This is a genomic window from Kitasatospora sp. P5_F3 (assembly GCF_054049135.1).
Genome location: NZ_JBFUMY010000060.1, coordinates 1 through 23039, shown reverse-complemented (window position 1 = coordinate 23039; position 23039 = coordinate 1). Strand labels below are relative to the sequence as shown.

At 71.2% G+C, this 23039-nt stretch carries 26 protein-coding genes and 1 pseudogene; 11 read left to right on the top strand and 16 right to left on the bottom strand.

The genetic code is table 11. The features are described from left to right. Positions 1–12 precede the first annotated feature (12 nt). Positions 13–942: a hypothetical protein gene (locus ACXJMZ_RS28115; protein WP_457032841.1), complete on the bottom strand. Its 930-nt coding sequence runs from the start codon at positions 940–942 to the stop codon at positions 13–15. Positions 943–1369: 427 nt separating this feature from the next. On the opposite strand from ACXJMZ_RS28115, the gene ACXJMZ_RS28110 reads away from it, so the two are divergent. Then, a complete protein-coding gene (locus ACXJMZ_RS28110) occupies positions 1370–2617 on the top strand; it encodes an FAD-binding protein (RefSeq protein WP_457032840.1) in 1248 nt (415 codons plus the stop codon). A gap of 321 nt (positions 2618–2938) precedes the next feature. After that, positions 2939–3298, top strand: a complete 360-nt coding sequence (locus ACXJMZ_RS28105) for a hypothetical protein (RefSeq protein WP_457032839.1) — start codon at positions 2939–2941, stop codon at positions 3296–3298. A 168-nt stretch (positions 3299–3466) separates the two neighbouring features. Here ACXJMZ_RS28105 and ACXJMZ_RS28100 read toward each other — a convergent pair whose 3' ends face one another. The 4 genes from ACXJMZ_RS28100 to ACXJMZ_RS28085 all read right to left on the bottom strand — a co-directional run bounded on the left by ACXJMZ_RS28100 (position 3467) and on the right by ACXJMZ_RS28085 (position 5737). After that, positions 3467–3808, bottom strand: coding sequence for a VOC family protein (locus ACXJMZ_RS28100; protein WP_457032838.1), 342 nt, complete (start codon positions 3806–3808; stop codon positions 3467–3469). Positions 3809–4017: 209 nt separating this feature from the next. Next, positions 4018–4374 carry an ArsR/SmtB family transcription factor gene (locus tag ACXJMZ_RS28095; RefSeq protein WP_457032837.1) on the bottom strand — a complete coding sequence of 119 codons (357 nt, stop codon included), beginning with the start codon at positions 4372–4374 and terminating at the stop codon, positions 4018–4020. Continuing rightward, the gene (locus ACXJMZ_RS28090; protein WP_457032836.1) at positions 4371–4817 is read right to left on the bottom strand and encodes an SRPBCC domain-containing protein; all 447 of its coding nucleotides are present in this window, start codon (positions 4815–4817) and stop codon (positions 4371–4373) included. The genes ACXJMZ_RS28095 and ACXJMZ_RS28090 overlap by 4 nt, the downstream gene beginning before the upstream one ends. Before the next feature lie 314 nt (positions 4818–5131). Continuing rightward, entirely contained in the window at positions 5132–5737 is a 606-nt protein-coding gene (locus tag ACXJMZ_RS28085; protein WP_457032835.1) for a TetR/AcrR family transcriptional regulator, read from the bottom strand. Positions 5738–5848: 111 nt separating this feature from the next. On the opposite strand from ACXJMZ_RS28085, the gene ACXJMZ_RS28080 reads away from it, so the two are divergent. Continuing rightward, positions 5849–6892, top strand: a complete 1044-nt coding sequence (locus tag ACXJMZ_RS28080) for an FAD-dependent monooxygenase (RefSeq protein WP_457032834.1) — start codon at positions 5849–5851, stop codon at positions 6890–6892. Positions 6893–6987: 95 nt separating this feature from the next. On the opposite strand, the gene ACXJMZ_RS28075 is transcribed toward ACXJMZ_RS28080, so the two are convergent. Further along, positions 6988–7272 carry a hypothetical protein gene (locus ACXJMZ_RS28075; RefSeq protein ID WP_457032833.1) on the bottom strand — a complete coding sequence of 95 codons (285 nt, stop codon included), beginning with the start codon at positions 7270–7272 and terminating at the stop codon, positions 6988–6990. Positions 7273–7606: 334 nt separating this feature from the next. Between ACXJMZ_RS28075 and ACXJMZ_RS28070 the strand changes: the two genes are divergently transcribed. The 5 genes from ACXJMZ_RS28070 (at position 7607) to ACXJMZ_RS28050 (ending at position 11980) form a co-directional block, all read left to right on the top strand. Continuing rightward, the gene (locus ACXJMZ_RS28070) at positions 7607–8359 is read left to right on the top strand and encodes a hypothetical protein (protein ID WP_457032832.1); all 753 of its coding nucleotides are present in this window, start codon (positions 7607–7609) and stop codon (positions 8357–8359) included. 198 nt (positions 8360–8557) lie between these two features. Next, positions 8558–8710 (top strand): hypothetical protein, encoded by a 153-nt coding sequence (locus tag ACXJMZ_RS28065; RefSeq protein WP_457032831.1) that lies wholly within the window; start codon positions 8558–8560, stop codon positions 8708–8710. A gap of 342 nt (positions 8711–9052) precedes the next feature. After that, positions 9053–9997 carry a hypothetical protein gene (locus ACXJMZ_RS28060; RefSeq protein ID WP_457032830.1) on the top strand — a complete coding sequence of 315 codons (945 nt, stop codon included), beginning with the start codon at positions 9053–9055 and terminating at the stop codon, positions 9995–9997. A gap of 4 nt (positions 9998–10001) precedes the next feature. Further along, positions 10002–11030, top strand: coding sequence for an aminoglycoside phosphotransferase family protein (locus ACXJMZ_RS28055; protein ID WP_457032829.1), 1029 nt, complete (start codon positions 10002–10004; stop codon positions 11028–11030). A gap of 38 nt (positions 11031–11068) precedes the next feature. Beyond that, on the top strand, positions 11069–11980 hold the full coding sequence (locus tag ACXJMZ_RS28050; RefSeq protein ID WP_457032828.1) for a phytoene/squalene synthase family protein: 912 nt from the start codon (positions 11069–11071) through the stop codon (positions 11978–11980). A gap of 21 nt (positions 11981–12001) precedes the next feature. Here ACXJMZ_RS28050 and ACXJMZ_RS28045 read toward each other — a convergent pair whose 3' ends face one another. The 3 genes from ACXJMZ_RS28045 to ACXJMZ_RS28035 form a co-directional block, all read right to left on the bottom strand. Further along, positions 12002–13213 carry a CapA family protein gene (locus ACXJMZ_RS28045; protein ID WP_457032827.1) on the bottom strand — a complete coding sequence of 404 codons (1212 nt, stop codon included), beginning with the start codon at positions 13211–13213 and terminating at the stop codon, positions 12002–12004. A 155-nt stretch (positions 13214–13368) separates the two neighbouring features. Further along, the gene (locus ACXJMZ_RS28040) at positions 13369–14457 is read right to left on the bottom strand and encodes a mechanosensitive ion channel family protein (RefSeq protein ID WP_457032826.1); all 1089 of its coding nucleotides are present in this window, start codon (positions 14455–14457) and stop codon (positions 13369–13371) included. Between the two features lie 56 nt (positions 14458–14513). Next, the gene (locus ACXJMZ_RS28035; RefSeq protein ID WP_457032825.1) at positions 14514–14810 is read right to left on the bottom strand and encodes a WhiB family transcriptional regulator; all 297 of its coding nucleotides are present in this window, start codon (positions 14808–14810) and stop codon (positions 14514–14516) included. Positions 14811–15195: 385 nt separating this feature from the next. Here ACXJMZ_RS28035 and ACXJMZ_RS28030 point away from each other — a divergent pair, with 385 nt between their 5' ends. Beyond that, positions 15196–15747: an ATP-binding protein gene (locus ACXJMZ_RS28030; RefSeq protein WP_457032824.1), complete on the top strand. Its 552-nt coding sequence runs from the start codon at positions 15196–15198 to the stop codon at positions 15745–15747. An 11-nt stretch (positions 15748–15758) separates the two neighbouring features. On the opposite strand, the gene ACXJMZ_RS28025 is transcribed toward ACXJMZ_RS28030, so the two are convergent. The 4 genes from ACXJMZ_RS28025 to ACXJMZ_RS28010 all read right to left on the bottom strand — a co-directional run bounded on the left by ACXJMZ_RS28025 (position 15759) and on the right by ACXJMZ_RS28010 (position 20215). Further along, the gene (locus ACXJMZ_RS28025) at positions 15759–16634 is read right to left on the bottom strand and encodes a SigB/SigF/SigG family RNA polymerase sigma factor (protein ID WP_457032823.1); all 876 of its coding nucleotides are present in this window, start codon (positions 16632–16634) and stop codon (positions 15759–15761) included. A 91-nt stretch (positions 16635–16725) separates the two neighbouring features. Continuing rightward, positions 16726–17388, bottom strand: coding sequence for a DUF6629 family protein (locus tag ACXJMZ_RS28020; protein ID WP_457032822.1), 663 nt, complete (start codon positions 17386–17388; stop codon positions 16726–16728). Positions 17389–17561: 173 nt separating this feature from the next. Then, positions 17562–18947, bottom strand: coding sequence for an FAD-dependent oxidoreductase (locus ACXJMZ_RS28015; protein ID WP_457032821.1), 1386 nt, complete (start codon positions 18945–18947; stop codon positions 17562–17564). A 374-nt stretch (positions 18948–19321) separates the two neighbouring features. Next, complete coding sequence (locus tag ACXJMZ_RS28010) at positions 19322–20215, bottom strand: class I SAM-dependent methyltransferase (RefSeq protein WP_457032820.1); 894 nt, start codon at positions 20213–20215, stop codon at positions 19322–19324. 47 nt (positions 20216–20262) lie between these two features. On the opposite strand from ACXJMZ_RS28010, the gene ACXJMZ_RS28005 reads away from it, so the two are divergent. After that, positions 20263–20832 (top strand): helix-turn-helix domain-containing protein, encoded by a 570-nt coding sequence (locus ACXJMZ_RS28005; protein WP_457032819.1) that lies wholly within the window; start codon positions 20263–20265, stop codon positions 20830–20832. A gap of 14 nt (positions 20833–20846) precedes the next feature. Here the strand turns inward: ACXJMZ_RS28005 and ACXJMZ_RS28000 are convergent, their stop codons facing one another. The 3 genes from ACXJMZ_RS28000 to ACXJMZ_RS27990 form a co-directional block, all read right to left on the bottom strand. Further along, positions 20847–21080, bottom strand: coding sequence for a DUF6296 family protein (locus ACXJMZ_RS28000; protein WP_457032818.1), 234 nt, complete (start codon positions 21078–21080; stop codon positions 20847–20849). A gap of 11 nt (positions 21081–21091) precedes the next feature. Beyond that, on the bottom strand, positions 21092–21496 hold the full coding sequence (locus tag ACXJMZ_RS27995; RefSeq protein ID WP_457032817.1) for a LapA family protein: 405 nt from the start codon (positions 21494–21496) through the stop codon (positions 21092–21094). Positions 21497–21583: 87 nt separating this feature from the next. Further along, positions 21584–21985 carry a hypothetical protein gene (locus ACXJMZ_RS27990; RefSeq protein ID WP_457032816.1) on the bottom strand — a complete coding sequence of 134 codons (402 nt, stop codon included), beginning with the start codon at positions 21983–21985 and terminating at the stop codon, positions 21584–21586. 146 nt (positions 21986–22131) lie between these two features. Here ACXJMZ_RS27990 and ACXJMZ_RS27985 point away from each other — a divergent pair. Next, positions 22132–23039 (top strand): annotated as a pseudogene (locus tag ACXJMZ_RS27985) (hypothetical protein); the annotation flags it as partial.

Genomic DNA, 23039 nt, shown 5'->3' with positions numbered 1-23039 from the left:
CTTTCACGCAGCTCAGGCAGGCGGCCAGTCCTGACCGGCTGTCACCTCACGTGTGAGACGACGCCACTGGTCCTCCCCGCCGGGCAGGGGCCAGGCCCAGGTCGGTTGTCGCGCGGTGTCCAGGCCGTGGAGGAGGCGGGCGAGCTGCGGGCCGGCGGTAGCAGCACCGTCCGGGACGGTGGGGCCGTGGATGGCGCGGAGTCCGGCGAAACGAGCCAGCTCGTACTCGTAGAGGCCCGCGGCCTCACCCGTGCGCGCGGCCAGGTCATCGTGCGCCATCGTGCGGTGCAACTGCAGCAGTGGAGGCTCGACGGACTCGGCGATCGCCGCAGCGAGCCGCGCGTGACCGTCCAGGATCAGATGGCAGTCGAGGCCACTGACCCACCACAGCAGGACGGGTGGAAGCGTCCCGTCACGGGCCTGCTTGCGGTACGCCTTGACCCGACTGTCGCCGGAATCGGGCATCGGCCGCAGCGCCAGGACCTCCCACCCACAGGAATGGAGGAACCAGTCGAGGTATCCGGCCGGATGACCGTCGACGAGCATCGAACTCCAGTACTCGGCCTGCGAGGTGTCAGCAGGGCGCCAGCGCCGGAACGAACTCTCGCACGAGAGCAGCCACCGGCCCTCGTGCAGCGGGCTGTCCGAGGCGCCGAGGTACCGCGCGAAGCGGTGAGCCCACCGTTGCGGGCTGCCCGCCAGGGCGCGCCCCGCATCGGCGCGCAACGGCGGGACGAACGAGCGGTACTCATCGGTGCGCCAGAAGTCCACGCCCTGGAGATGCTCGTCGACAACGGCGAGCAGCACAGGCCGCGACAGCTGGGAGACCAGCAGGTGCGGCCCCGCGCTGAACACGCACAGCCCCGGCTGCCGGCGACCCTGTACTTCCAGGGACAGGCCCATCCACGTGCCGTCGTCCCGCGTGACATCACTGCGCTGCATGCCGAGAGCGTAGAGGGGGCTGCGCGGGGACCTGTCATGCCACGATCCATTCCAGCTGGGCCCCTCACCGGCCCAAAAACGCGATCCGGTACGACAAGAAGCACGGTGGGACTCTCCTGCCCTTGCAAAGCCGTTGCCCGGTCGAGCATGGGCCCGCCCTATGCCAGGCGTGTAGATGGCTACCTCCATACGTCTTCGCAGGTCAGCTAACCCTCCCAGCCCGCACCGGCCGGCTGACACCGAACCGTCCCGGTGCCGGTCGGCCGCTTCCCGTGCCCCTCCTCACCGATCCAGGTCTTCCTTCCGGCACCCTGGCGGGCTAATTTGTTCTGCGCCATAACGAACAGTTCGGTCGACCATCGGACACCACGCCAGGACGAGGGGCGCGGTGGCGTCCGCGACACGACCACGAGAGGCCGAGACAGCCATGAGCACCACCAAAGGCGCGTTGACCAACTGGGCGGGCAACCTCAACTTCGCCGCGCGAGCCGTGCACCGGCCCCGGAGCGTCGAGGAGCTGCAGGAGCTGGTCCGCACGAGCGACCGCGTCCGCGCCCTGGGCAGCGGTCACTCGTTCAGCACCGTCGCGGACACCACCGGCGACCTGGTGCTGCTGGATCGGCTGCCCACCCGCATCGAGATCAGCGGCGACACCGTGACCGTCTCCGCCGCGACGCGCTACGCCGAACTCGCCGCGCACCTCCACTCCGCCGGGTACGCGCTCGGCAACCTCGCGTCTCTGCCCCACATCTCGGTGGCCGGCGCCTGCGCCACCGGTACCCACGGTTCGGGCGACGCCAACCCGTCCCTCGCCGCAGCCGTCACTGGCCTGCAACTGATGGGCCCTGACGGCGAGTTGTCCACGCTCACCGGCGACCGGACCGAGGGCGCCGTGGTCGGCCTCGGCGCCCTCGGTATCGTCACCAGCCTCGTCCTGGCACTACGCCCGACCTTCGGGCTGCGCCAGCAGGTGTACCTTGATCTCGCGCTGGCCGACTACGCCGAACACCTGGACGAGATCCACGCCTGCGGCTACAGCGTCAGCCTCTTCACCGACTGGGGCTCCGACACCGGGCGGGTCTGGGTCAAGCAGAAGGACGGCGAACCCCTCGCCCGCATCCCCGGCGCCCGGCCCGCGGAGACGCCCCAGCACCCGGTCCCGGGCATGCCGCCCGAGAACTGCACCGCCCAACTCGGCGTGCCGGGCCCGTGGCATGAGCGACTGGCGCACTTCCGCCCGGAGTTCACCCCGAGCAGCGGCGCGGAGCTGCAGTCGGAGTTCCTGCTGCCCCGCGCCGCCGCAGCCGAAGCGGTCGCCGTCCTGCGCAGGCACGGCTCCCGGCTCGCGCCGCTGCTGCTGATTTCCGAAGTGCGCACGGTGGCCGCCGACGCCCTGTGGCTCAGCCCCTCCTACGGCCGCGACTCGGTCGCCTTCCACTTCACCTGGAAGCCGGACTTGGACGCGGTGACGCCCGTCCTCGCCACCGTGGAACGGGAGTTGCTGGCACTGGGGGCCCGCCCGCACTGGGGCAAGGTCTCGGTCTCCCCCACCGCCGAGGCCACCGCCCACTACGAGCGGCTGCCGGACTTCCTGGCCCTGCGGAAGCAGCTGGACCCCGCCGGGAAGTTCGGCAACGCCTACTGCGACGCCCTGCTGGGCCCGGCTACGGGCTGACCCGGTCGGCCACGTCCTGAGGAGGGACCGCAGGTCAGCCCTTGCCCTGGAGGTGCCAGATCTGGGTCCTGCCGTTCAGCGCTTCTCGCTGACGTCCACGCACTCGCCGATGTGGACGGCGATCAGCTGGTAGTCCTTGCTGTTACCCAGCGCGGTGACGGAGCAGATGAGTGCGGCTCAGGGAGTCTCTGCCGTCGCCGCAGAGAGGACAGCACGGTCCCGGTGCGCCGCTTGTGGCGACGGCACCGGGACCGGGGGCGGTCGTTGCGTTTCTGCTGGTCAGGTATGAGATCGGTGGCCCGGTGGCAGGGATGGCGTGTCGTGTCGTCTCTGTGGTGGGGGTGCCGGATGCCGTCGGTGATGGGCTTGCTGGAGGAGCGGGAGCGGGCTGTCCGGCAGCGGGTGGAGGCCCTTCAGGTCGAACTGCTGGCGGCGGAGGCCGTGTTGGAGCGGTTCGTGATCGCCTGTGAGACGGTCAGTCAGGTCCTGGCGGAGCCGCGCGAAGATGCGGAGGCGCCGGGTGCCCTGTCCGAAGTGCGGCCCGTGGCGATCGCGGGCGCCGTGCCCCGCTCGGTGGTGCCGGTGTGCGCGATGGGCTCGACCCGGCGGTGCTGGCGCCCAACTATCAGCGGGTCATGGAGATCGTGGGCGGCCGGTCCCGGTCGGGTGGCCAGACAATGAACTGCCGGCAGCTCGCCGCCGGGCTCGGCCTGGAACCGGTTGCGGCGAAGCTGATCGGGCCCACGACGAAGCCGCCGCCTGTCCCGACGGCCGCCCCGCCCGGACGCACACACCAGGCCCGATCGGGCCGAACACGACGGGCGGGGCCAGCCTGCTCTCAGGCGTCCCTTACTTCCACTCGATGATCTGCAGGTAGTTCCCGTCCGGGTCGGCGAACGTCCCGAACTTGCCCTTCTCCCGGTCCTCGACCGACACCCACTCCACGCCCGCCGCGTTCAGCTGGGCCTCCATCGCGCCGAAGTCCTCGACGTGGAAGTTGATGATCACGCGGCCCGGCTGCTCGTTCTTCGCCTCGACGTCCTCACGCCCGTCGACGACCAGCAGGAAACCACCCAGATCGATCGCACCGTCACCGGTGAACTCCGGCGCCAGCGCCCTGATGTACCACTCCCGCAACTCCGCAGGACGGGTCGTACCGAGCAACATGCTTCCAGGCTTCAACGTCGCCATGTCGAATCTCCTTCGTCGTGTCATCACAGGTCGCGGCAGCAGCGATATCGCCGCACCACGTATCCACGCGCTACTCGAAATCCAGGTACGGACAAGCCACACACACCATCGCCACATGACGTCCAGGCGCGACAGACCACGCACCCAGGCACTACGCGCGAGTCCAGGCCTTACAGACAGTGCGTCCATGTACTACGTGCGTGCGGGTGCTAGGTGGAATCACGTTCCGCCGCCTCGGCGACACGCTTGACCGCCGCCAACCGCCGGTCCCAGTCCGCCGCCAGCGAAGACATCCACCGCGTCGTCGCATCCAGACCTGCCGGCCGCAACGAATACCTCACTTCACGCCCCACCCGGCTGCCGACCACAAGCCCGGCAGCATCCAGCACGGCAAGGTGCTTCACGATCGCCTGCCGTGACACAGGCAACCACTCGGCAAGCGCCGTCGCGGTAACCGCATCGTGCGCCGCCAGCAGATCTAGCAGACGGCGACGGGTCGGATCGGCCAACGCACCGAGCACACTGCCGACATCCGCCGCCCCGTCGTCATCAGGTTCCGCCTTCACACAGTCGACTCTTCCACGTGCTTCTTCGCCGCGCCGAGAACCTGCGGCCAACCCGCCGAAAGATTCTCCACCGTCCTGGCACGCACCTCCTCCGACACCGCCAACGCAGCGAGCCCGCTCTCCACCACCGTCAGCCGAGTCTTGTCACCCTCCGCCGACAACGTGAACTCCACCAGCGTGCTGTTGCCATCCGTCAACTCAGCACCAGGAAACGCAGGAGCCCACCGGTACGCCACATACGACATCGGCCGCACCGTCACCACGCGCACCGGAAACTCACCATGCTCCGGATTCCTCGCCACCATCGACTCACCCTCCACAGCGGTAGTGCCCTTGACGCTCTCCGGATCAGCCACCCAGAAACCCGGTGCCGACACCAACGACCACACCCGCTCCACCGAAGCATCAATCAACGTGTCCCGCTCGATCATGTCCTCACCCATCACAAAACCCCTTCCACGATCGACCTCAAGCGCAACCCGATTGTTGCACCTCATCCCGCCCACGCGCAACCAACCCGTTGCACAAAGCCCCGCCGGGGCACAGCCAGGAAGTCTGCGCCGCGGCGGGCCGGCCGTCCTCGCCAAGGCCGCGGCTTGCCGGGAACCGTTGTCTGCCACAGGTGAACAAGACGAAGGCTGGGCCTGGTGTTGGTGCAGGGGCACGCGGCACACGTCTGGACCACCCGCCCCCGCCCGCCACGCAAGACGCCCGGCGCAAGCCCGGAGCGGCTACCTACCGCTCTCGCGAACACCACTCATCCGTGCGAACGGTCCCCAGGACACTGCGGGTACACCGCGTCCAGCAGGCCGCGGACGAACCGGTCCAGGTCGTCCAGGCCGGCGGCGGCCAGGGTGGCGGGACCGGCTTCCAGCAGGTGCGGGATGGCGGCGTGCAGGGCAAGCGTGACAGCAGCAGCCCGCTGCGAGGTGACGGGCAGGCCGCCCGCCCGCTGGGCCCACTCGAAACCGGCGAAGTCGGCGGCAGCGATCGGGTCGAGGATGGCCGCCAGCCACGGTTGGCGGGCCGCCTCGGCCCGCAGTTCGAAGTACGCGAGCATCCGGGGGCGACCCGGTCCGGCGACGTTCTCCAGCAGCCCCCGCAACATGGCCACCAGACCCTCGCGGTCCACAGGGCCCGCTCCGGCCACCCCCAGCTGCGCCGCGATCGCGCGGTACTGCTCCGCACACCGCTCGGCCACCGCACCGAGCAGGGCGTCCCGGGTCGGGAAGTAGTTCTTCGTCGTGCCCAGCGGCACCCCGGCGGCCGCGTCGACGGCCCGGTGCGTCAGGCCACGCCCGCCCGCCTCGGCCAGCACCTCGATGGCTGCGTCGCGCAGTTGGTCCCGGCGGTCCTGATTCACCGTCAATGCTCCTCGCTTGCTTGGCACTTGCCCATACTACCCCAGCCGTGGTACCACATCTGTGGTGGTCCGCCCGGAGGTGGGCGGACGGGGGCGATCGGGGGAAACGTGATGGCCGGAACCGCAGTTGTCGTCGGGGCGGGGATCGGCGGGCTGGCCACGGCGATCGGGCTGCGCCGCGCGGGCTGGCAGGTCTCGGTCCTGGAGCGCCGCACCGAACTGGAGCGGTACGGCGCCGCGTTCGCCCTCCACTCCGGAGCCCAGGCCGCCCTCGACCGCCTCGCGGTGGGCAAGGCGGTCGAGCGCCGGGCCGTGCCGTACCGGGGCGCCCGGATCCGCAACCCCCAGGGGCGGGTGCTGGCGAGCCTCCCGCTGGAGCGCATGGAGCGAAAGGCCGGCCGCCCCGAACTCCTGATCTGCCGGCCCTACCTGATCGACATCCTGCTGGCCGAGCTGGACGCCTTCGGGGACGTGTCCCTCAAGGTCGGCGAGCAGGTCACCGACGTCGCCGCGCTGACAGCCGACCACGACCTGGTGGTYGGCGCCGACGGCATCCGCAGCACCGTACGCACCCACTGCTTCGGCACCCGCAGCGGTCCACGGCAGGTGGGGAGCGTCGCCTGGATCGGCATCGCGGACTTCGAGACCGGCGTGTACGGCGAAACCTGGGGCAAGGGCCGGTTCTTCGGCATGACCCCGGTCGAGCCGGGACGCACCAACTGGTACGCCAGCGTGCCCGCGGCCACCACCGCCGACCAACTGCGCGGCTACTTCGACGGCTGGCACGACCCAATCCCCCGGATCCTCGACGAGACCGACCCCGCCGGCTGGATCCGCTACGAGATGCGGCACCTCTTCCCCGCCCTGCCGACCTTCGTCCACCACGGCAGGATCGCACTGGTCGGCGACGCGGCCCACGCCATGACACCCAACCTCGGGCAGGGCGCGTGCACGGCACTCCTGGACGCGGAGGCGCTGACCCGGGCCGTCGCCGACCACGGACCCACCGACCTCGACACCGCCCTGCGCACCTACGACTCGCAACGCCGCCGCAGCGCCCAGCGGGTCGCCTTCGCCTCCCGGAACCTGCACCGCTTCGTGTCCACCGAGCACACCCGGCTCCGTGACACCACGATCCGTCTGCTGCCGAGCTGAGGGCTGTGCCGGCCGGGCCGCCGCCGGCGCATGGGGCGCATTCCCCGTCACCGACAGCTCGTTCGCTGTCGATGACGGGGCACGGTGACGTCACGTCAGGCCCGGCTGCCCTCCGACAGCGACTTGACGAACTGTGCGGTCATCAGCACCGGCAGGATGAACGCATAGAAGAAGATCGCGTAACTGCCACCTTCGAAGACGAAGCACAGGTAGTACGCGTACCCCGCGAAGCCCACCCCGAGGACGCCGTTCAGGGAGCGCATCCCGTTCGTCAGACGGCCAACAGGCAGCAAGGCCATGGCAACCATGAGCACTCCGCTGACGGCCAGCAAGATGATGTACCACGAGAAAACCGGGTCAAGGCCGAAGTCGATGTTCAAGAAACGTTCCTGCTCACAGTGAAACGAAGTCGGCCGTGGCCGATCGGGACGACTGCGGACAGTACTTGAGCCTGCCCGGCGCCGCCTCCGCTTTTCGATCACGAGATCATCACTGTGCAGCCGGCAGCTGTACCGCCCGGGGCGGGTTGCTCGCCGAGGCCGTCGTGCCGTGAGGAATGTCGCCGCCTGCCCGCCGTCCGTTCACTCGGCCAGGTGATCACGAGGCTGCCGCCTCTTCTCCCGCGTTGCCGCCTTGGATTAGATTCCATGCCCGGGGCGATGAACCGGACATGACGACCCGTCGGCCGGCCGCCCGCGACCGAGGGGGAACACCGTGTCCAAGACCACCGCGCCCGCCGAGCGGTACGCCACCGACCTGACCAAGGCCGACGTCGCCGAGCTGCTCGGCTGGATACGGGGACACCTGGACCCGCTGGACCCCACCGCCCGGGCGCTGGAGGTCTTCCTCGGCGAGAGCGTCTCCGTCCTCAACCTCAGCATCGAGATGCGGGACGCGACCAGCCCCCGGGACGGCGTCACCGAGCTTGCCCACCTGCAGGCGATCCGGCGGGAGTGGAACCAGCTGGTCCGCGCCGCCCTGCCCTGGCGCGACCGGCCCGGCTACGACCCGGCCCGCTGGGACAGGGTGCAGACCAACACCTACTCCGGCCGGGAGAACCGCATGGCCGAACAACGAGCCGAAGCACAGTTCCTCGCGGAACGGGCCTGGGCAGCAACCTGGGAACAGGTCAACACCCGGCTCACCGCACTCGGCGCAGACCCCGCCGAACCGGAGGACACCCTCGGCACGCCCTCCCAAGAGTTTGCCCGGGTCGGCCAACTGACCCTGGCCCAGGCCCTGACACTGCTTCAGCTCCCCGGCCCGGACCAGGCGCGAACCCTGCACCAGCGCACGACCGCCTGGGCCGAGGTGAACCAGCACCTGGTCGCCGCCGGCCTACCCGCCGCCGAGATCCTGGGCCGGCACGAAAGCGGCCTGCCCGACGACCAGCGGGCCCAGTACGCAGTGCTCACCATCGACCAGGCCACCGCCCTGTCCCCCACCGCCACGGGCGCCGACCGGTGAGCCGGAGCCAGCAAGCGTGTGCTCGCATAGCTCGGCTCAACTGACACTTTTCCCTTCGATCAGAAGGCGATTATCTGAACAGAGTGGAACTTGCAAGGTGATGGCCCCGTTTGGGTGTAGTATCTGAAGCACAGAAGGTGGTCTGAGGGGCTGACATCACGGTGATGCAGCGGACCACCCAACAACAGGGGGAACACCATGACCTACCACCTCGAGACCGCGCGGGCGACGATCGACAACCGTCTGCGGGAAGCCGAGAACCACCGCCTCGTGCGCGCGCTCCGACTCAAGAGCCGCGCCGAGCGCACCGCCCAGCGCGCACACCAGGCCCTGTCCAGCCTGACCGCATGAGCACCCGCTCCACCCGCAACGGGCCGTCACCGAAGTACTGGTGACGGCCCGCCGGCATTCTCTTCGTCGCACGTTCGGTGGTCAGCGCCCAGCCGGCACTCGCCACCACTCGGTCCGGCTCCAGGAACCAGGCCAGATCAGGAGCGCCAGCAACGCGCCGCGGTGTCACCGCTCTCCCGGAGCCGCCCCGCGAGTTCCTGCTGCGTCTTCAGCCGCTCCGCGAGCCGAGATCCTTCGCATTCCGTCTCCCCCGGGTGGGGGAGGCGGCTACGTCCGGCGGAGGACGTGGCCTGGCCGGTGAGGCTGGAGGCTGGAATTCCTGCTGGCGGAAGGGGAGTTCGGGTGGAACGCTGGGATCGGGTCGGGCGGAGCGCGGCGTACGGGGCGGCTCTGGCGCTGTCGCCGTATTTGCTGATCAAGGTCTCCTGGGTGGTCGGCTCCCTCCTGGGACTGGTGCCGATCGGCAAGGGGTTCGGCCTGGCGGAGTGGGTGGTGCTCAACGTCGTGACGATCGGCATGGCGTTGATCGGGATCGCGCTGGCACTCGCGCTGGTGCGGCCGTGGGGGAGGCGGATTCCGGGGGCGCTGGTCGCGTTCTGCTCCTGGGTCGGGTCGGGGTTCCTCGTCTCGGTGCTGCCCTTCCTTCTCTTCGGTGCGCTCCTGGATATCGGTGGTGACTCGCAGGACAGCGGCGGCGACGACCCGGTGATGCCGGCCTGGGAGGGTGCACTCGTCCAATTCAGCTTCGTAGGAATGGGGTTGGGGCTGGCTCTCGCGGTTCCGGCGTATCTGCGGCGCCGCTGGCCGGATGCGTTCGTCGGGCGCGTCGGTGACGGTCCGCGCGCGGTGCCGCCGTGGGCGGCCGGCGTCGGTGCCGCGGTCGGTCTGGTCTGGCTCTACTGGGCGGCCGGAGGCACGCTGGGGATCGCGCACCCGGCCGAGCGGAACACCGACGGGTTCGTGCTGACCGCCGTGTGGGGGTTCTGGGCGCTCGCCGGATCCGCCGCCGTCTGGACGGTCGCCCGGGCGCGTCCGGCCGGGTTGCCGCGCTGGCTCCCGCTGGTGTTCGGCTGGGTCGGATCGGGCTCACTGTTCGCCTGGAGCGCCTGGAAGGTTCCCCTTCTGTTGTACGTGGCGGTGGCCGCTCCCGCCGATGTCACGCCGCCCGAGAACCCCGCCGTCGCGGTGGTGCTGCACCTCTGCGCCGTGGTGGCGGGCGCGGCGATGACGCGGACACTCGTCCGACCCACCCCGGCCGCACGCCTGTTCGTCTCCGTGGAAAGATGACCTCATGTGGTCACGACTGCCGTTCGGGGACGGATTACGGACCGAGCTGGGCTCACCCAGTCGCTCTCGCCGACTGAGCAGCAGCCCGCGCTCACGCGTGTGGCGCGTCGAGCTGGCCGGATCACCGGTGGTGGTGAAGCAGTTCGTCGACGGCCCCGACGCCGAGGACCGGTACGCCCGCGAGGTCGCCGCACTACGGCTCGCCGCCCGAGCCGACAACCCCGTGGTGCCCACGCTGCTGGGGACCGATCCCGCCGAGCGCGTACTGGTCCTGGAGCACCTGGACCACCAACGCCCGTCCGGCGACTGGATCGTCGGCTACGCGGCGGCACTGGCTCGGCTGCACGCCACCACCGGCCCGCAGGACGTCGGGGTACTTCCCCGCTGGCTCGGCCCGGACCAGGCCGACGTCGACTCCTTCCTCAGACTGGCCGAGGCTCTTGAGGCCCCCGTCGCACCTGGCGTGCCCGGTGAGCTCGGTGAGCTCGTGCACCGGCTCGGCCAGGCACCGGGGCATGCCCTGCTCCACGGGGATCCGTGCCCCGGCAACGATCTGCACACCACCACCGGGATCAGGTTCGTCGACTTCGAACAGGCTTCCCTGGGCAGCGGACTGATGGAACTCGCCTACCTGCGGATCGGCTTCCCGACCTGCTGGTGTGTCACCTCGGCGCCCGCTCCGCTGCTGGACCGGGCCGAGAGCGCCTACCGCACGGCCTGGCACACCGCGACCGGCACCGAACTCCACGGCGATCTCGCGGACGCGTGCGCCGGGTGGCTGCTTCGCGGCGACGCACTGGTGCAGCGGGCCCACCGCGGGACCACCGACCACCTGGCGCGGATCCCGGACCGGGACTGGAAGTGGGGCACCGCGACCGCCCGGCAACGGCTCGTCCACCGACTCGGTGTCGTCAGCCGACTGACTGCCGACCGCCCGGACCTGAGCGGCCTCAACAGCCTCAGCACGGACCTGCGCCAACGCATGCTCGCCCGCTGGCCCGCACTCCCACCCGTCCCGTCACAGCGCCCATAGCCGGACCACAAGCGAACAACAAGAAACGGCAGGACCAAGTGGGCAGCTGGGAGCCGGCGCTGGACGCGGCAGGGGTACGCGACCCCGGACTGCGGGCGCAGTACAGCCGACAACGGCGCCAAGTCACCGAGTACAAGCGGGAGATGGCGGCTGCCGCCGGCCTGCTCCTGCCCTACGCGATGATTCCGCACGTGATCGCGGCCGCCGCATTCATGCACCGCACCGACACTCTTCAGGACAGCGGCCCCCTGGCAGACCGCCGGACGGCATCCGCCCGCTGGGAACGCGAGGTCTCCGAGAGCCTCGCCACCGGCCACTCCGACAACCCCGAGCTCCAACCCCTGCTGAACAGCATCGACAGCCACCCCGTGCTCCGCGACCGTGTCGCGGACTACCTCGCCGCGGCAGCCACCGACCTCGACTTCACCGGATTCGACACCGAGGACGACTACCAGCGCTACGTGGACGGGTACTCACTGCCGGCCTTCATGGTCGTCGCCGCACTGCTGGGCCCCGACGGTGACCAGAGCGCCTACCGCTCCGCCTGCCGCACGTTCATCGACGCGAGCCAGCGGCTGGACTTCGTCAACGACCTCGCCGAGGACCTGGCGGACGGCCGACTCACCATCCCGGTACGGACCCTGGAGGAACACGGCGTCACCCGGGCCGACCTCGAGCAGGCCCGACCACTGCCGGCCGTACTGACGCTGCTCACCGACCAACTCGACCGGGTGGACCGCACCCTGGCCGACGCCGAAGCAGTCGTCGCCCTCGTACCGGCCGGCCACCAGCCGCTGCTCCGCTGCATCATCGGCATCGACAACCTCACCAGCACCGCCGCACGCTCGGCCGGCACCAACCTGCTCCACCAGTCAGCCAACACACCCAGGCTCCCGGCCCTCCGACTCCTGGCCCGCCAGTACCTCCGAGCCCGCAGGCACCGCAACTGACAGGCCGAGGAATCCCGCCGGTCAGGAGCCCATGGTGAGACCGGCGGCAGCGCCGGAGCGGCTCAGCACGGTGGACCGGATGTGTTCCAGGGCCTTGGCCCAGTCGGCGTTGCCGGGGTTCTGCCGGAGTGCCTCGTTGAGGTTGAGCACCCGGTTGGGGGTGCTCAGGTCCATCAGCTGGGGGATGAACTCCGCCTTGCTCACGGTCCAGGGCTGCTTCGGTCCGGTGGGCGGGGCGAAGGTGAACCGGGCGATCGAGCTCTGGTTGCCGCGTGGGTCGAGGTCGCCGGACCGGTTGTACATGTCGGCGGCGATCTGGTCGCCCATGCCGTAGACCACCCAGGTGCCGTTCACCTGCTCGTACGCCTGCGGGACGTGGGCGTGGGTGCCGAGCACAAGGTCGATGTCACGGCGGCCGTCGGTCTGAGCGGCGGTCAACTCCTGGGCCAGGGTGAGCTGCTGATCGTTCGGCTGGTCCTGCCACTCGGTGCCCCAGTGCATGCTGACCACCACGATGTCGGCGCCGGCCCGGCGGGCGGCGCGGGCGTCGGCCAGGATGCGGTCACGGTCGATCAGACTGACCGCCCAGGGCTGGCCCTCGGGCAGCGCGATGCCGTTGGTGTCGTAGCTGTAGGCGAGTTGGGCCAGGGCCGCGCCGCCGGCCGTCAGCAGCGCGGGGCGGGCGGCCTCGTCCTCGGTACGGGCGGAGCCGGTGTGCTGCAGGCCCACCGCGTCCATCGCGCCGAGGGTGCGGCTGATGCCTGCGGAGCCCGCGTCGAGTGTGTGGTTGGAGGCCGTGGAGCAGGAGTCGTAGCCGGTGTCCCGGAGCGCCCGGGCCACCTCGGGCGGCGACTTGAAGGTGGGATAGCCGGTGTACGGGCCGCCTTCGGCGCCGTAGACGGTCTCCATGTGACAGATGGCCAGATCGGCGTTGGCGACCACCGCTTTGACCCCGGCCAGCATCTTGCCGAAGTCGTACCCGGTGCCGCCGGCGTCCGCCTGGGCCTGCTGGATGATCGCGGTGTGCGGCAGGACATCCCCGGAGGCCACCAGGGTGAACGGCCGGAGCCCGGACCCGGCCGCGCTGGGACCGGAGCCCGGGGAGAGGATCGGCTGCGGGCTCGGAGTGGACACGGGCACGGCGGAGCGCTGCGCAACGGAGGCGGAGCAACCCGCCACGCCCACCAGCAGAGCGGCGACCGGCAGCAGAACCGCTCGGCGGGGAAGGCGCATGTTCGGCTCGTCTCATAGTCCGGAGATCCGACTATGAGACGCGTGACGGAGCGAGGAATGAAGCCACGCCCCACCGTCACCCGAACGACGGAACCACCGGCGGTTCGGACCTGACGGTCGGTCGTTCGAACGGCTCCACCCGGCGTCGGTGCGGATCACGGCCGACAGCACTTCGGGCATCCGCAGCCGCGACCTGCGCCCACCGCCCCGTCGGCATCGGTACCGGCCAGCGTCAGCCGGGGCAGGGCGCCGGGGTGGTGCTCGCGCAGGTGGCCGATCAGCTCCTCCCGTACATGGCAGCGCAGGTCGAAGGCGTCCCCGGCGTTGCGGGCGGTCATCAGCGCGCGGACCACGATGCCGGAGGGCGTGGTGTCGACCACCTGCAGTGCGCTCCCCTCGCCGTCCCAGAGTTCGCACTTGGCCAGCAGGGCGTCGAACTCCACCCGCAGCTCGCCCATCGGCGTGCTGTGGTCCAGGTGCAGCAGGGCAGTTGCGGTGATGCGGGTGTCGTTGCGGGACCAGTTCTCGAACGGCCGGCCGGCAAAGTACGAGACCGGCATGACGATCCGCCGCTGGTCCCAGGTGGCGACCACCACGTAGGTGAGCGTGATCTCCTCCACCGTGCCCCACTCCCCCGCCACCACCACCTCGTCGCCGATCCGCACCATGTCACCGAACGCCATCTGGACCCCCGCGAACAGGTTGCCCAGCGTGCTCTGCGCGGCCATCGCGGCCACCACACCGACCAGTCCGGCGGAGGCCAGCAGGCTGGCGCCGAGCGTACGGACCGCCGGGAAGGTCATCAGCATCGCAGCGAGCGCCACCACCGCGATCACGGCCTGGCAGACCCGGCGCACCATCCCCGCCTGGGTACGCGCCCGGCGGACGCGACTCGCGTCCTGACTCCGGACCGACAGCCGTACCCCCGCATCGACCAGCAGCGCCACCAACCGGGCTGCCAACCAGGCACAGGCCGCGAGGCAGAGCAGGACGAGCACGTGCCGCACAGCGCCCCGAAGCAGGGGCGCGAGCCCCGCCGAGGCCTCCCCTGCCAGCATCAGCGCGGCAGTGGCCGCCAACAGGAACGGCCGGCGGCAACCTCGCACCAGCGGCAACGTCCCGCTCCCCGCACGCCCCGCCGCCAGCCGGCGGACCGTCAGTTCGGCGGCCCGGTCCACCACGAAGGCCGCCAGCGCCGAAGCGGCCGCCAGGCCGAGCATGCGCAGAATGCTCCACAGAATCACGAAGACTCTCCCAGTGACGACTACCGTCAGGCAGCTTCCGGTCGAACGACTGCTGGTCAGGCAGCGCGGCCGGCCCGCCGGGTCCGGCGCAGGAGGACCGCGCGTTCGTCCTCGGTGAGCCCGCCCCACACGCCGTAGGACTCGCGGACCTGGAGGGCGTATGCGAGGCATGCGGTACGGACCGGGCAGCGCACGCAGACCCGCTTCGCCGCCTCGTCCCGGGCGTCGTGGGCCTGGCCGCGCTCACCCGCCGGGTGGAAGAACAGGGCGGCGTCCTGGCGGCGGCAGGCCGCGCGCATCTGCCAGTCCCAGCGGTGGTCGAAAGCCCCGGGCAGGCGCGATATGTCGGTCATCAGCTGTTCCCTTCTCCAAGTCGTGATCAGTTGTCTGCTGTCACAACGGAGTTGTCGGCGCGAACGGGCGCCGCGTGCACGGTTGCGTCTCACCCCTTCCCGCCCGGCCAAACCCCCCGGGTCCGCAACAACCGCAGAACCGGGTGGCATGAAGTCCTCGGACGGGGGCAGCCGACAGTCGAGAACGCGCCCGACGGGAACAGCCCGCAGCGGCGCAGGACGAGTGGAGGACCGCATGAGCAGCGTCGAGATCCGGAAGTTCCGCTCCTGCTACGGACCGTTCCACGGGCTACCACCGGGCGGGCCGCAAGCCTAAGGTCGTGACGGGAGACAGTGCTGCCCCAACCGCTGTCGTGTACCGCACGGACCGGAAGGCCTGACCACATTGAGCACCAACAGAACCGGCCCGCAGGCTGTTGGCCTCACGGTGACGACCCGCACCGAACCGGACGGAAAGCTCGTCTGCCGGCTGACCGGTGACCTCGACCTCGGCTCCCGTCCCACGCTGCTGCCGGCCACGGGGCAACGCAGGCGCCTGATGCTCAAGGGCATGCGCCGCCAGGTAGCGGCCGGACGTGACTTCGGACGGCAGGCCCTCCTCGACTGGTACACCGTCACCAGCGGCGACGGCCACCAGGACACCGCGGCGGACGACGTCCTGCTACTCATCACCGAACTGCTCGCCAACGCCGTCATGCACGCCGGCGGCCCCCATCACCTCGTCCTGCACGGCACCCCCGACAACCTCCGGGTGGAGGTGGCCGACGGAAGCCCGACCGTGCCCCGCCCCCGGGCGCCGTACCGACCGGCCACACCAGGCGGCCACGGCCTGCACATCATCGGACGGCTCTCGGATCGCTGGGGCGTAGACCTCCTCGCAGACGGAAAATCCGTCTGGCTCGAAGTACGAACCTCCCGGCTGTCCCCGACCCGCTGACCCCAACGGCATCAGCTCTCCTGGGTGAGCTCCGCGCGCAGCCTGGTCAGGGTGCGGGTGAGCAGGCGGGAGACGTGCATCTGCGAGACGCCGAGCTGCTCCCCGATCTGAGCCTGCGTCAGCTCGCCGACGAAGCGCAGTGAGAGCACCACCCGGTCGCGTTCGGGCAGTGCGGCGATCAGGGGTCTGAGCGATTCGAGGTCTTCCACCCGGCTGATCCGGGTGTCCTCGTAGCCCAGCCGCATCGCGAGGGTGCTGTTCGGCGAGTCGTCCGCCAGCCGCATCTCCAGCGAGCCGGCGGTACGCGCGTTGGTGGCGGTCATGCTCTCCACGACCTCCTCCTCGCTCACCTCCATCCGCTCGGCCAACTCGGCCACGGTCGGAGAACGGTCCAACCGCTGCTCGAGGTCCTCCTCTGCTTTCACCAGCGTCAGCCGCAGTTCCTGCATCCGCCGGGGCACGTGCACCGCCCAGGTGCCGTCCCGGAAGTGGCGCTTGATCTCGCCGATGATCGTCGGCAGCGCGAACGTCGAGAACTCCAGACCCCGCTCCGGGTCGAACCGGTCGATGGCCTTGATCAGGCCGACCGTCCCGACCTGCACGATGTCGTCCATCGGCTCCTGGCCGCTGCGGAACCGCCCCGCCGCGTACCGCACCAGCGACAGGTTCAGCTCGACCAGCGTCCCGCGCACGTACGAGTACGCCGCCGTGCCCTCCTCCAGGTCCGCCAACCGCACCAGCAGCACCCGTGCGAGTTCCCTGGCATCGCGCGGCGCGACGGCCGACGGATTCTCGATCACCGGAAGATCCGCTATCTCGGGCAGCCGAGCTGTGCCGGCCACCGCCGTACACAAGGGAGTCGGCAAAACCTCACTGGACACGGCCATGACACACCTTCCGTCGTCCGACGCATCGTTCTTGGCCGCCTACCCCCGACCTCCGCCGGCATACCCGCCCCACGGAAAGCGGTCCCTTATTTCAGTTTTCATCCGCATTCGTCCCAAGGGCTGCCTGCTGCCCTTCATCACCCCGCCGGACCCAGCGCAGCAGCAGGACACTGACCAGCGCCGCGAGGGCGCACCAGGTGGAGGCGAAGGCGGTGCGCCAGAGGACGGCGCAGAGCAGCGCGGCGGCGGCCATCACCCACCCGAGCCGCCGCAGGTCCGGGTCGGGGTTGAGGGCGAGCGGGCCGAGGGTGGCCAGCAGGTAGGTGACCAGAAGCAGGGGTGCCAGCGGGATGCCCACCGCGTACGTGAGGGTGTGTCCGTGCGCCTCGGCGGTGACGGGACCGGTCAGGATCACTGCGGCCAGGGGTACGGCGGTGGCGACGCCGAGCACCAGGAACGGGAGCAGCCGCCGGGGCCGGCCGACGGCGTACCAGGCGCCGAACGGTACCAGCATCACCAGCACCGGCATCGCGATCAACGCCCAGATGACACGGGCGACTTGAGCGACGTCCGGGTCGACTCGCCCCTCACCGCCGAGCCAGACCGCCGCTTCCACCAGCTGGTGGACACCGAGCAGCAGCGGCAACACGGCCAGCGGCAGCTGCCGTCGATGGCGAACTCCACTGAGGCAGGCCACGCCGAGGCCCGTGACGATGGTGCCGGTGACGAGATCCGCCTCGGCGCTCCAGCACATCGCGCCTCCCAGCGGCCAAGATCGCTGGTCCACGATAGGCCCGCGAGCCCGGCGGAAGCGGCACGACCCGCCGCACTCCCCTCGGCGTCGTCCCCGGCCCGGTCGAGCCAATCGGGCCCGCCCAGAGGCTCAACTGGCCATCATCACACCCGGACTGACACACCGTCACCCAGTCAGGCCCCCGCCGCCCGCTCCGCCCGGGCCGAGCGCGGTCGGACCGCCGCCGAGGCCGCGCCCGCAGGCCCCCGCAGCACACTCGCCAGCACCTTCGGCGCGAACAGCCCCTGCGGCGGCGACTTCAGGTTGGCCACCGACAGGAACGCCCGCGCCACCTCCGCGTCCACCGCCGCCGCCCGGTGCAGGCGGGCCACGTACCGGTTGATCAGCCTGACCCGCAGCGTCCGCCGGCCCTCGACGAACGGGAACCGCAGGTCGCCGCCGACCGACATGTCCCAGGGCACGCTGACCGCCTGCGCCGCCCGCCGGAAGAACTCCCGGGCCGCCGCCGCACCACTCCCCCGCGCCAGGCACTCCCGGAGGGCGACCGCCTGCAGAGCAGCGGCGGTCATGCCCTGCCCGTACGAGGGGTTGAACTGGCACAGCGCGTCGCCGAAGACGAGATAGCCCTTCGGCATCCGGTCGATCCGCTCGTAGCGGCGCCGGACCGAGACCGGGATCCGCATCGCCCGAGCCTCCGTCAGCGGCTCCAGCCGCTCGATCAGTTCGTGCAGGTCGGGCACCGGCAGCCGCTCCGCGAACCGGTGGAAGCCCGCCGGGTCCACCGGCGGGTCGTCACCGTCCATCCCGAACAGCGTCACCAGCCAGCGGTCGCCCTCCGCGCTCAGCGCGACCCCGCCGCGCGGCGCCGACGCCGAGGCGCCCACCACGTACGCGTCGGCCTGCGCATCGCCCGGCCGCCGCCGGTACTCGCGGGTCACGTACACCACCTTGGAGTCGACCCGCTCCTCCTCCGGCGGCTCGTACCCCAGCCCGCGCAGCCATGCCACGCCCCGGTTGCTGCGTCCGGTGGAGTCCACGAACAGGTCGGCGGGCACCGTCTGCGGCTCGGCGTTCACCCGCAGCAGCCGGACGCCGGTGATCCGCGTGCCGGCCGCGTCCGCCACCGGTTCCAGCACCTCGCACCGGTCCTGGATCTCCACCCCGGGCAACGCCGCCACCCGCGAACGGAGGTAGGTCTCCAGCGCGGGCCGGCTGACCATCAGACAGGGCAGCGCCGAGTCCCCACCGCTCAACCGGTGCCCGTCGTTGAACCACCGCACGTCCGCCTGCGCGTCCCGGACCAGCGCGCCCTGCCCGACCAGGTCCTCCCCCAGCCCCGGGAACAGCTCCTCCATCACCTCGAACCCCCGCGACAGCACCCCGTGCGCGTGGTGGCTCTGCGGCACCCCCCGGCGCGGCACCCCGCCCTGCGGCAGCGCGTCCCGGTCCACCAGGGTCACCCGCTCGTACGTCTCCGACAGCACCCGGGCCGCCAGCAGCCCACCGATACCCGCCCCCGCCACGACCGCGTGGCCACCTGGTCCGCTGCTCTCCGGCATGCCGTCCTCCTCGTCCCCGGTATTGCAGGGCCCAGCATGGCCGTCCCGACTTGGCAGACGATTGCCATCCGATTGCCACGCCGGTCGGGGAACGACGATCGGCCCCCGCCACGGGCAGAACCCGAGGCCAGGGGCCGATCCGACAGGGCGGTCACCTGCGGCGCCGTCAGCAACCGCGGGCAACCGCCCTGCCATCACTCAGCACTGGGGACGACGACCGTGGTTCGCCCCGCGCTTGGCGCGAGCCTTCTTCTTGCGACGGCGCTTCGACGACATGACCACTCCTCTCGGGACAACTGCACCCACGTTCGCACACACCGCAGTCCCCTGCCTCCCGGCCACGCCGCGGCGGAACGCCGATCCGTGACGTACCGTCACCCGGCCGGCGGCACCGGCCGACGGGCCACCCAGACGCTCCGTTCGGCCCGGACCACCAGGTCCTCGCGCCGCAGCACGCCGTCGGGGCCGTCGCTCTCGGTCAGGACGTCGAGCACGGCCAGGTCCTCCGCATCCAGCCGGTCGGCCAGCACACCCCGCACCCGCCGCAGCATGGACCGGGCGTAGCGCCCGGTGGCCTCGGGCAGCGGGTGGCGCAGTTCGATGCCGAACACCCGCTCGGCCTCGATGGTGAACCCGGCGCCGGTCAGGCGTGGGCCCCAGTCGTCGCCCAGATGCGGCATCTGCTCCGCGTGCCGGTCGGACATCGCGGCCCGGCAGCGGTCCTCGAGCCCGGGCCGGCCGAGGCCGAGGTCCTCGGGCAGGAAGCGCGGGAAGCCGTCGATCTCGACCACGGCCAGCAGGCCGCCTGGGCGAACCACCTCGAACAATTCCCGCAGCGCCCGGTCGGGGTCGGCCATGTGGTGCAGCGACGCCGCCGCCCAGACCAGGTCCGCCTGGTCGACGTCGGGCCGGCCGGCGTCCAGGTCCGCCTCGACGGTACGGACCCGCCCGGCGACGCCGCGTTCGCGCGCCCGGTCGAGCAGGTGACCCAGCATGTACGGGGACCGGTCGACGGCCACCACCTCCGCCTCGGCGAACCGCGACAGCAGGGCGAAGGTGCCGGTACCCGTACCGCTGCCGAGGTCGAGGACGCGGCGTACCGGTGCATCGGTGGCGAAGTCCTTCAGCCACCCGGTCAGCTCGGACAGGTGGGCGTGCAGGACTTCGGCGTCGAGATCGAGCATCTCGGCCAGGCCGGCCTCGTCGTGCCCGTGATCGTGCCCGGACTCGGGCGAAACGGCATGGTGCTGGTGAGCGTGGTGAGCCATGGCCACGACCCTACGAGGGCTTGCCCGGATCGCATAGCATCTTGCGTATGACGCAAGAAGACGGCGGCCTCGACGCCTTGGTGCGCAAGCGGATCAGGGGCCTGCGGGTCGCGATGGGCCTGTCACTGGACCAACTCGCCGAGCGCTGCTTCCTCAGCCCCTCCACCCTCAGCCGGATCGAGACCGGCCACCGGCGGATCAGCCTGGACCAACTGGCGTCGATCGCCCGGGGGTTGGGCACCACGCTCGACCAGCTGGTGGAGACCCCGAACGACGGCGACGTGGTGATCCAGCCCCACCACGACGTGACCCGTGGGCTCACCCAGTGGAGGTTCAGCCGCGATCCCGGCGTCACCGTGGCCAGGATGCGCCTCACCAGACCCGCGCCGACCGCGACCAGTGCGCTCAAAGCCCATCCGGGCATCGAGTGGTTCACGGTGCTGTCCGGCACCGTCGTGCTTCTGCTCGGCGACCGGCGGATCGTGGTCGAGGCCGGGCAGGCGGCCGAGTTCTCCACCATGGTTCCCCATGCCATCGGCGCCCAGGGCGGCCCGGCCGACATCCTGGGCATCTTCGACCACGACGGCCGACGCACCCACCTCCGGGAGGCCGACTGAACCGGGCCACCCGGTCAGGGGAGCGGCCGCGCCGTCATCGGGGTGCGCGGCACCTGGTGGCCCCCGCTGGCCAGCATCCGGACCTCGCCGCGATCGCTGATCTCGGCGCGGACGATCCCCGTCACGTCCGCGTACACCGGGTGCCCGCCCGGCCCGCGTTGGCCGGTGGGTTCCACCACCACGACGTCCTGGTCCCCGGGGGAATCCGGATCGCCGGGGAAGGCCAGGGCGAATCTCTCGGTGGCCATGTCGCTCTCCTTCAGTCCTCGACCGGTCGTTCGCTGTCGGCCGCGTCCCCGCCCGGACTCTCCGGCGCGACGGCCGTCCCGGCCTGGTCGACCGGCGGCGCCGGCGGAGCCTGGGCCGGAGCAGGGGCCGGAGCAGCGACGTTCTTCCGTGCCACCCGCCGTAGTTGGAGGATCCGGGCGGTGCCAGGGATCACCACCAGCAGGATCCCGCAGACGGCGGACAGCAGCAGCGCGACCCCGAGCGGCAGGTGGCTGTGCACGCCGAAGAACGCCACGTCGACCTGCTGGGTGTTCTCCAGGATGAAGATCAGGAGCAGCAGCAGCACCACGCCGAACAACGCAACGCCGACCCAGGTCGCGCTCGTTCGGGTGCGCTTCGGCGTCTGGCGATCCGAGCCGGCAGACCGGAAACCCATCAGCAGACCTCTTCTCTCGCACTCGGCGGCGGGCAAGATCCCTTCCAGCATGCGGCCCGGTCCGGGCTCCCGCCCGACGGCCGCCGCTCAGCGGTACGGGTCGAAATCGTCCCGGTGGACGACCCCGGAGTCACCGGCCAGGCGCCAGTGCCGGTAGTGACCGGCCTGCCGCCAGGTCTCGGAGGCGGCAAGCATCTCGTCGATCCAGGCGGCGACCTCCGGCAGGCAGACCCGCACCAGGATCTGCCTGGCCGCAGCCCGCTCGGTGGCCGGCAGCGGGCCGACGGTGAGGGACAGCCGCGACCTCAGTGTGGGATGGACGGTCACGCCGTACCACTGGATACCCAACAGGCTTCCATCCTCGTGCGGACGGTCGGAGAAGTACACCCGCTCGACCCGGGTCATCCGCTCGCCGAGCGCGGCGTCGAGGTCGGACGGGGTGAGCGGCCAGGACAGGTGGCGTGGCAGTCTGCGGTTTCGGGCCGGCATCGGACGAGCTTCGCAGACCTGCCCGCCGGACCGCACGCCCTTTTGGGCTCCCGGGCACGAGGCCTGACCTGCGAACCCGGCCCCGGCCGCAAGTTGAGTACCCATACTCATGTCGCCTCACCGGCGCGGCCGCCACAATCACCAGCATGAACACCGGTTCACCCGCCTGTCCGGGCTGTGCTTCGCCCCTGGGGCCCGCCCCCGTCGCCCGCTGCCCGCAGTGCCGACTGCCGTTGCTCGGCCAGGACGCGGCCGCCCTCTGGCAGGTGACCCTCGCCCTCGCCGGTCTCGACGCCCAGCGGCACTCGCTGCTGCTGCACCGCGACCACCTGCTGGCGGGGCTGCGCGCCCGGCAGGACCTGCCCGACCCGCCGACGCACGCCCCGCACCTGGCGCCGACGCCGCAGTGGCAGGTGCAGTCGCAGTCACACGAGGTCTCGGGCCCGTCCGCGCAGACCGTCCTGCTGGCACTGGGCGGGCTGCTGGTGGCCGTCGCGGCACTGGTCTTCACCGTGGTCAGCTGGGGCCAACTCGGCCTCGGCGCCAAGGCGTTGATCCTCACCGCCGTCACGCTCTGCGCACTGCTGGCACCCGTCCCGCTCCGTCGGCGCGGGCTGACCGCCACCGCCGAGACCTCGGCCGCCCTCGGGCTGTCGCTGGTCCTGCTCGACTGGTACGCGGCCCGCGCCGTCGGCCTCGGCGGGCTCGACCGGATCGGCGCCGCCGCCTACTGGGCGGGCATCACCGCGCTGACGGCCGGCGGTGCGGCGGCGTACGGCGCGGCCGTGCGCCTGCGCGGGCCGCTGCCGGTGGCCCTACTGCTGCTCCAACTCCCTGGCCTGCTGGTGGCGGTGGCCACCGACGGCGGACCGGTCGCGATCGCCGTCGCCTGCCTGCTGACCGCACTGCTGGACCTCGCCCTCGCCACCCGCACCACCGCCCTGGCGCTCACCGTCACCGCGACGGGATGGGCACTGATCGGCGGCCTGCAGTCCGGCGGCCGGCTGGCCACCGCCGCCACGCTCGCCGACGCCCGGCCCGAGTGGCTCCCGCT

Excerpts from the sequence above, each read along its gene's own strand:
- ACXJMZ_RS28115 (WP_457032841.1), bottom strand. The coding sequence starts at position 942 with ATGCAGCGCAGTGATGTCACGCGGGACGACGGCACGTGGATGGGCCTG.
- ACXJMZ_RS28110 (WP_457032840.1), top strand. The coding sequence starts at position 1,370 with ATGAGCACCACCAAAGGCGCGTTGACCAACTGGGCGGGCAACCTCAAC.
- ACXJMZ_RS28100 (WP_457032838.1), bottom strand. The coding sequence starts at position 3,808 with ATGGCGACGTTGAAGCCTGGAAGCATGTTGCTCGGTACGACCCGTCCT.
- ACXJMZ_RS28090 (WP_457032836.1), bottom strand. The coding sequence starts at position 4,817 with ATGGGTGAGGACATGATCGAGCGGGACACGTTGATTGATGCTTCGGTG.
- ACXJMZ_RS28065 (WP_457032831.1), top strand. The coding sequence starts at position 8,558 with ATGACCTACCACCTCGAGACCGCGCGGGCGACGATCGACAACCGTCTG.
- ACXJMZ_RS28055 (WP_457032829.1), top strand. The coding sequence starts at position 10,002 with ATGTGGTCACGACTGCCGTTCGGGGACGGATTACGGACCGAGCTGGGC.
- ACXJMZ_RS28045 (WP_457032827.1), bottom strand. The coding sequence starts at position 13,213 with ATGCGCCTTCCCCGCCGAGCGGTTCTGCTGCCGGTCGCCGCTCTGCTG.
- ACXJMZ_RS28035 (WP_457032825.1), bottom strand. The coding sequence starts at position 14,810 with ATGACCGACATATCGCGCCTGCCCGGGGCTTTCGACCACCGCTGGGAC.
- ACXJMZ_RS28025 (WP_457032823.1), bottom strand. The coding sequence starts at position 16,634 with ATGGCCGTGTCCAGTGAGGTTTTGCCGACTCCCTTGTGTACGGCGGTG.
- ACXJMZ_RS28020 (WP_457032822.1), bottom strand. The coding sequence starts at position 17,388 with ATGTGCTGGAGCGCCGAGGCGGATCTCGTCACCGGCACCATCGTCACG.
- ACXJMZ_RS28015 (WP_457032821.1), bottom strand. The coding sequence starts at position 18,947 with ATGCCGGAGAGCAGCGGACCAGGTGGCCACGCGGTCGTGGCGGGGGCG.
- ACXJMZ_RS28010 (WP_457032820.1), bottom strand. The coding sequence starts at position 20,215 with ATGGCTCACCACGCTCACCAGCACCATGCCGTTTCGCCCGAGTCCGGG.
- ACXJMZ_RS28005 (WP_457032819.1), top strand. The coding sequence starts at position 20,263 with ATGACGCAAGAAGACGGCGGCCTCGACGCCTTGGTGCGCAAGCGGATC.
- ACXJMZ_RS28000 (WP_457032818.1), bottom strand. The coding sequence starts at position 21,080 with ATGGCCACCGAGAGATTCGCCCTGGCCTTCCCCGGCGATCCGGATTCC.
- ACXJMZ_RS27995 (WP_457032817.1), bottom strand. The coding sequence starts at position 21,496 with ATGGGTTTCCGGTCTGCCGGCTCGGATCGCCAGACGCCGAAGCGCACC.
- ACXJMZ_RS27990 (WP_457032816.1), bottom strand. The coding sequence starts at position 21,985 with ATGCCGGCCCGAAACCGCAGACTGCCACGCCACCTGTCCTGGCCGCTC.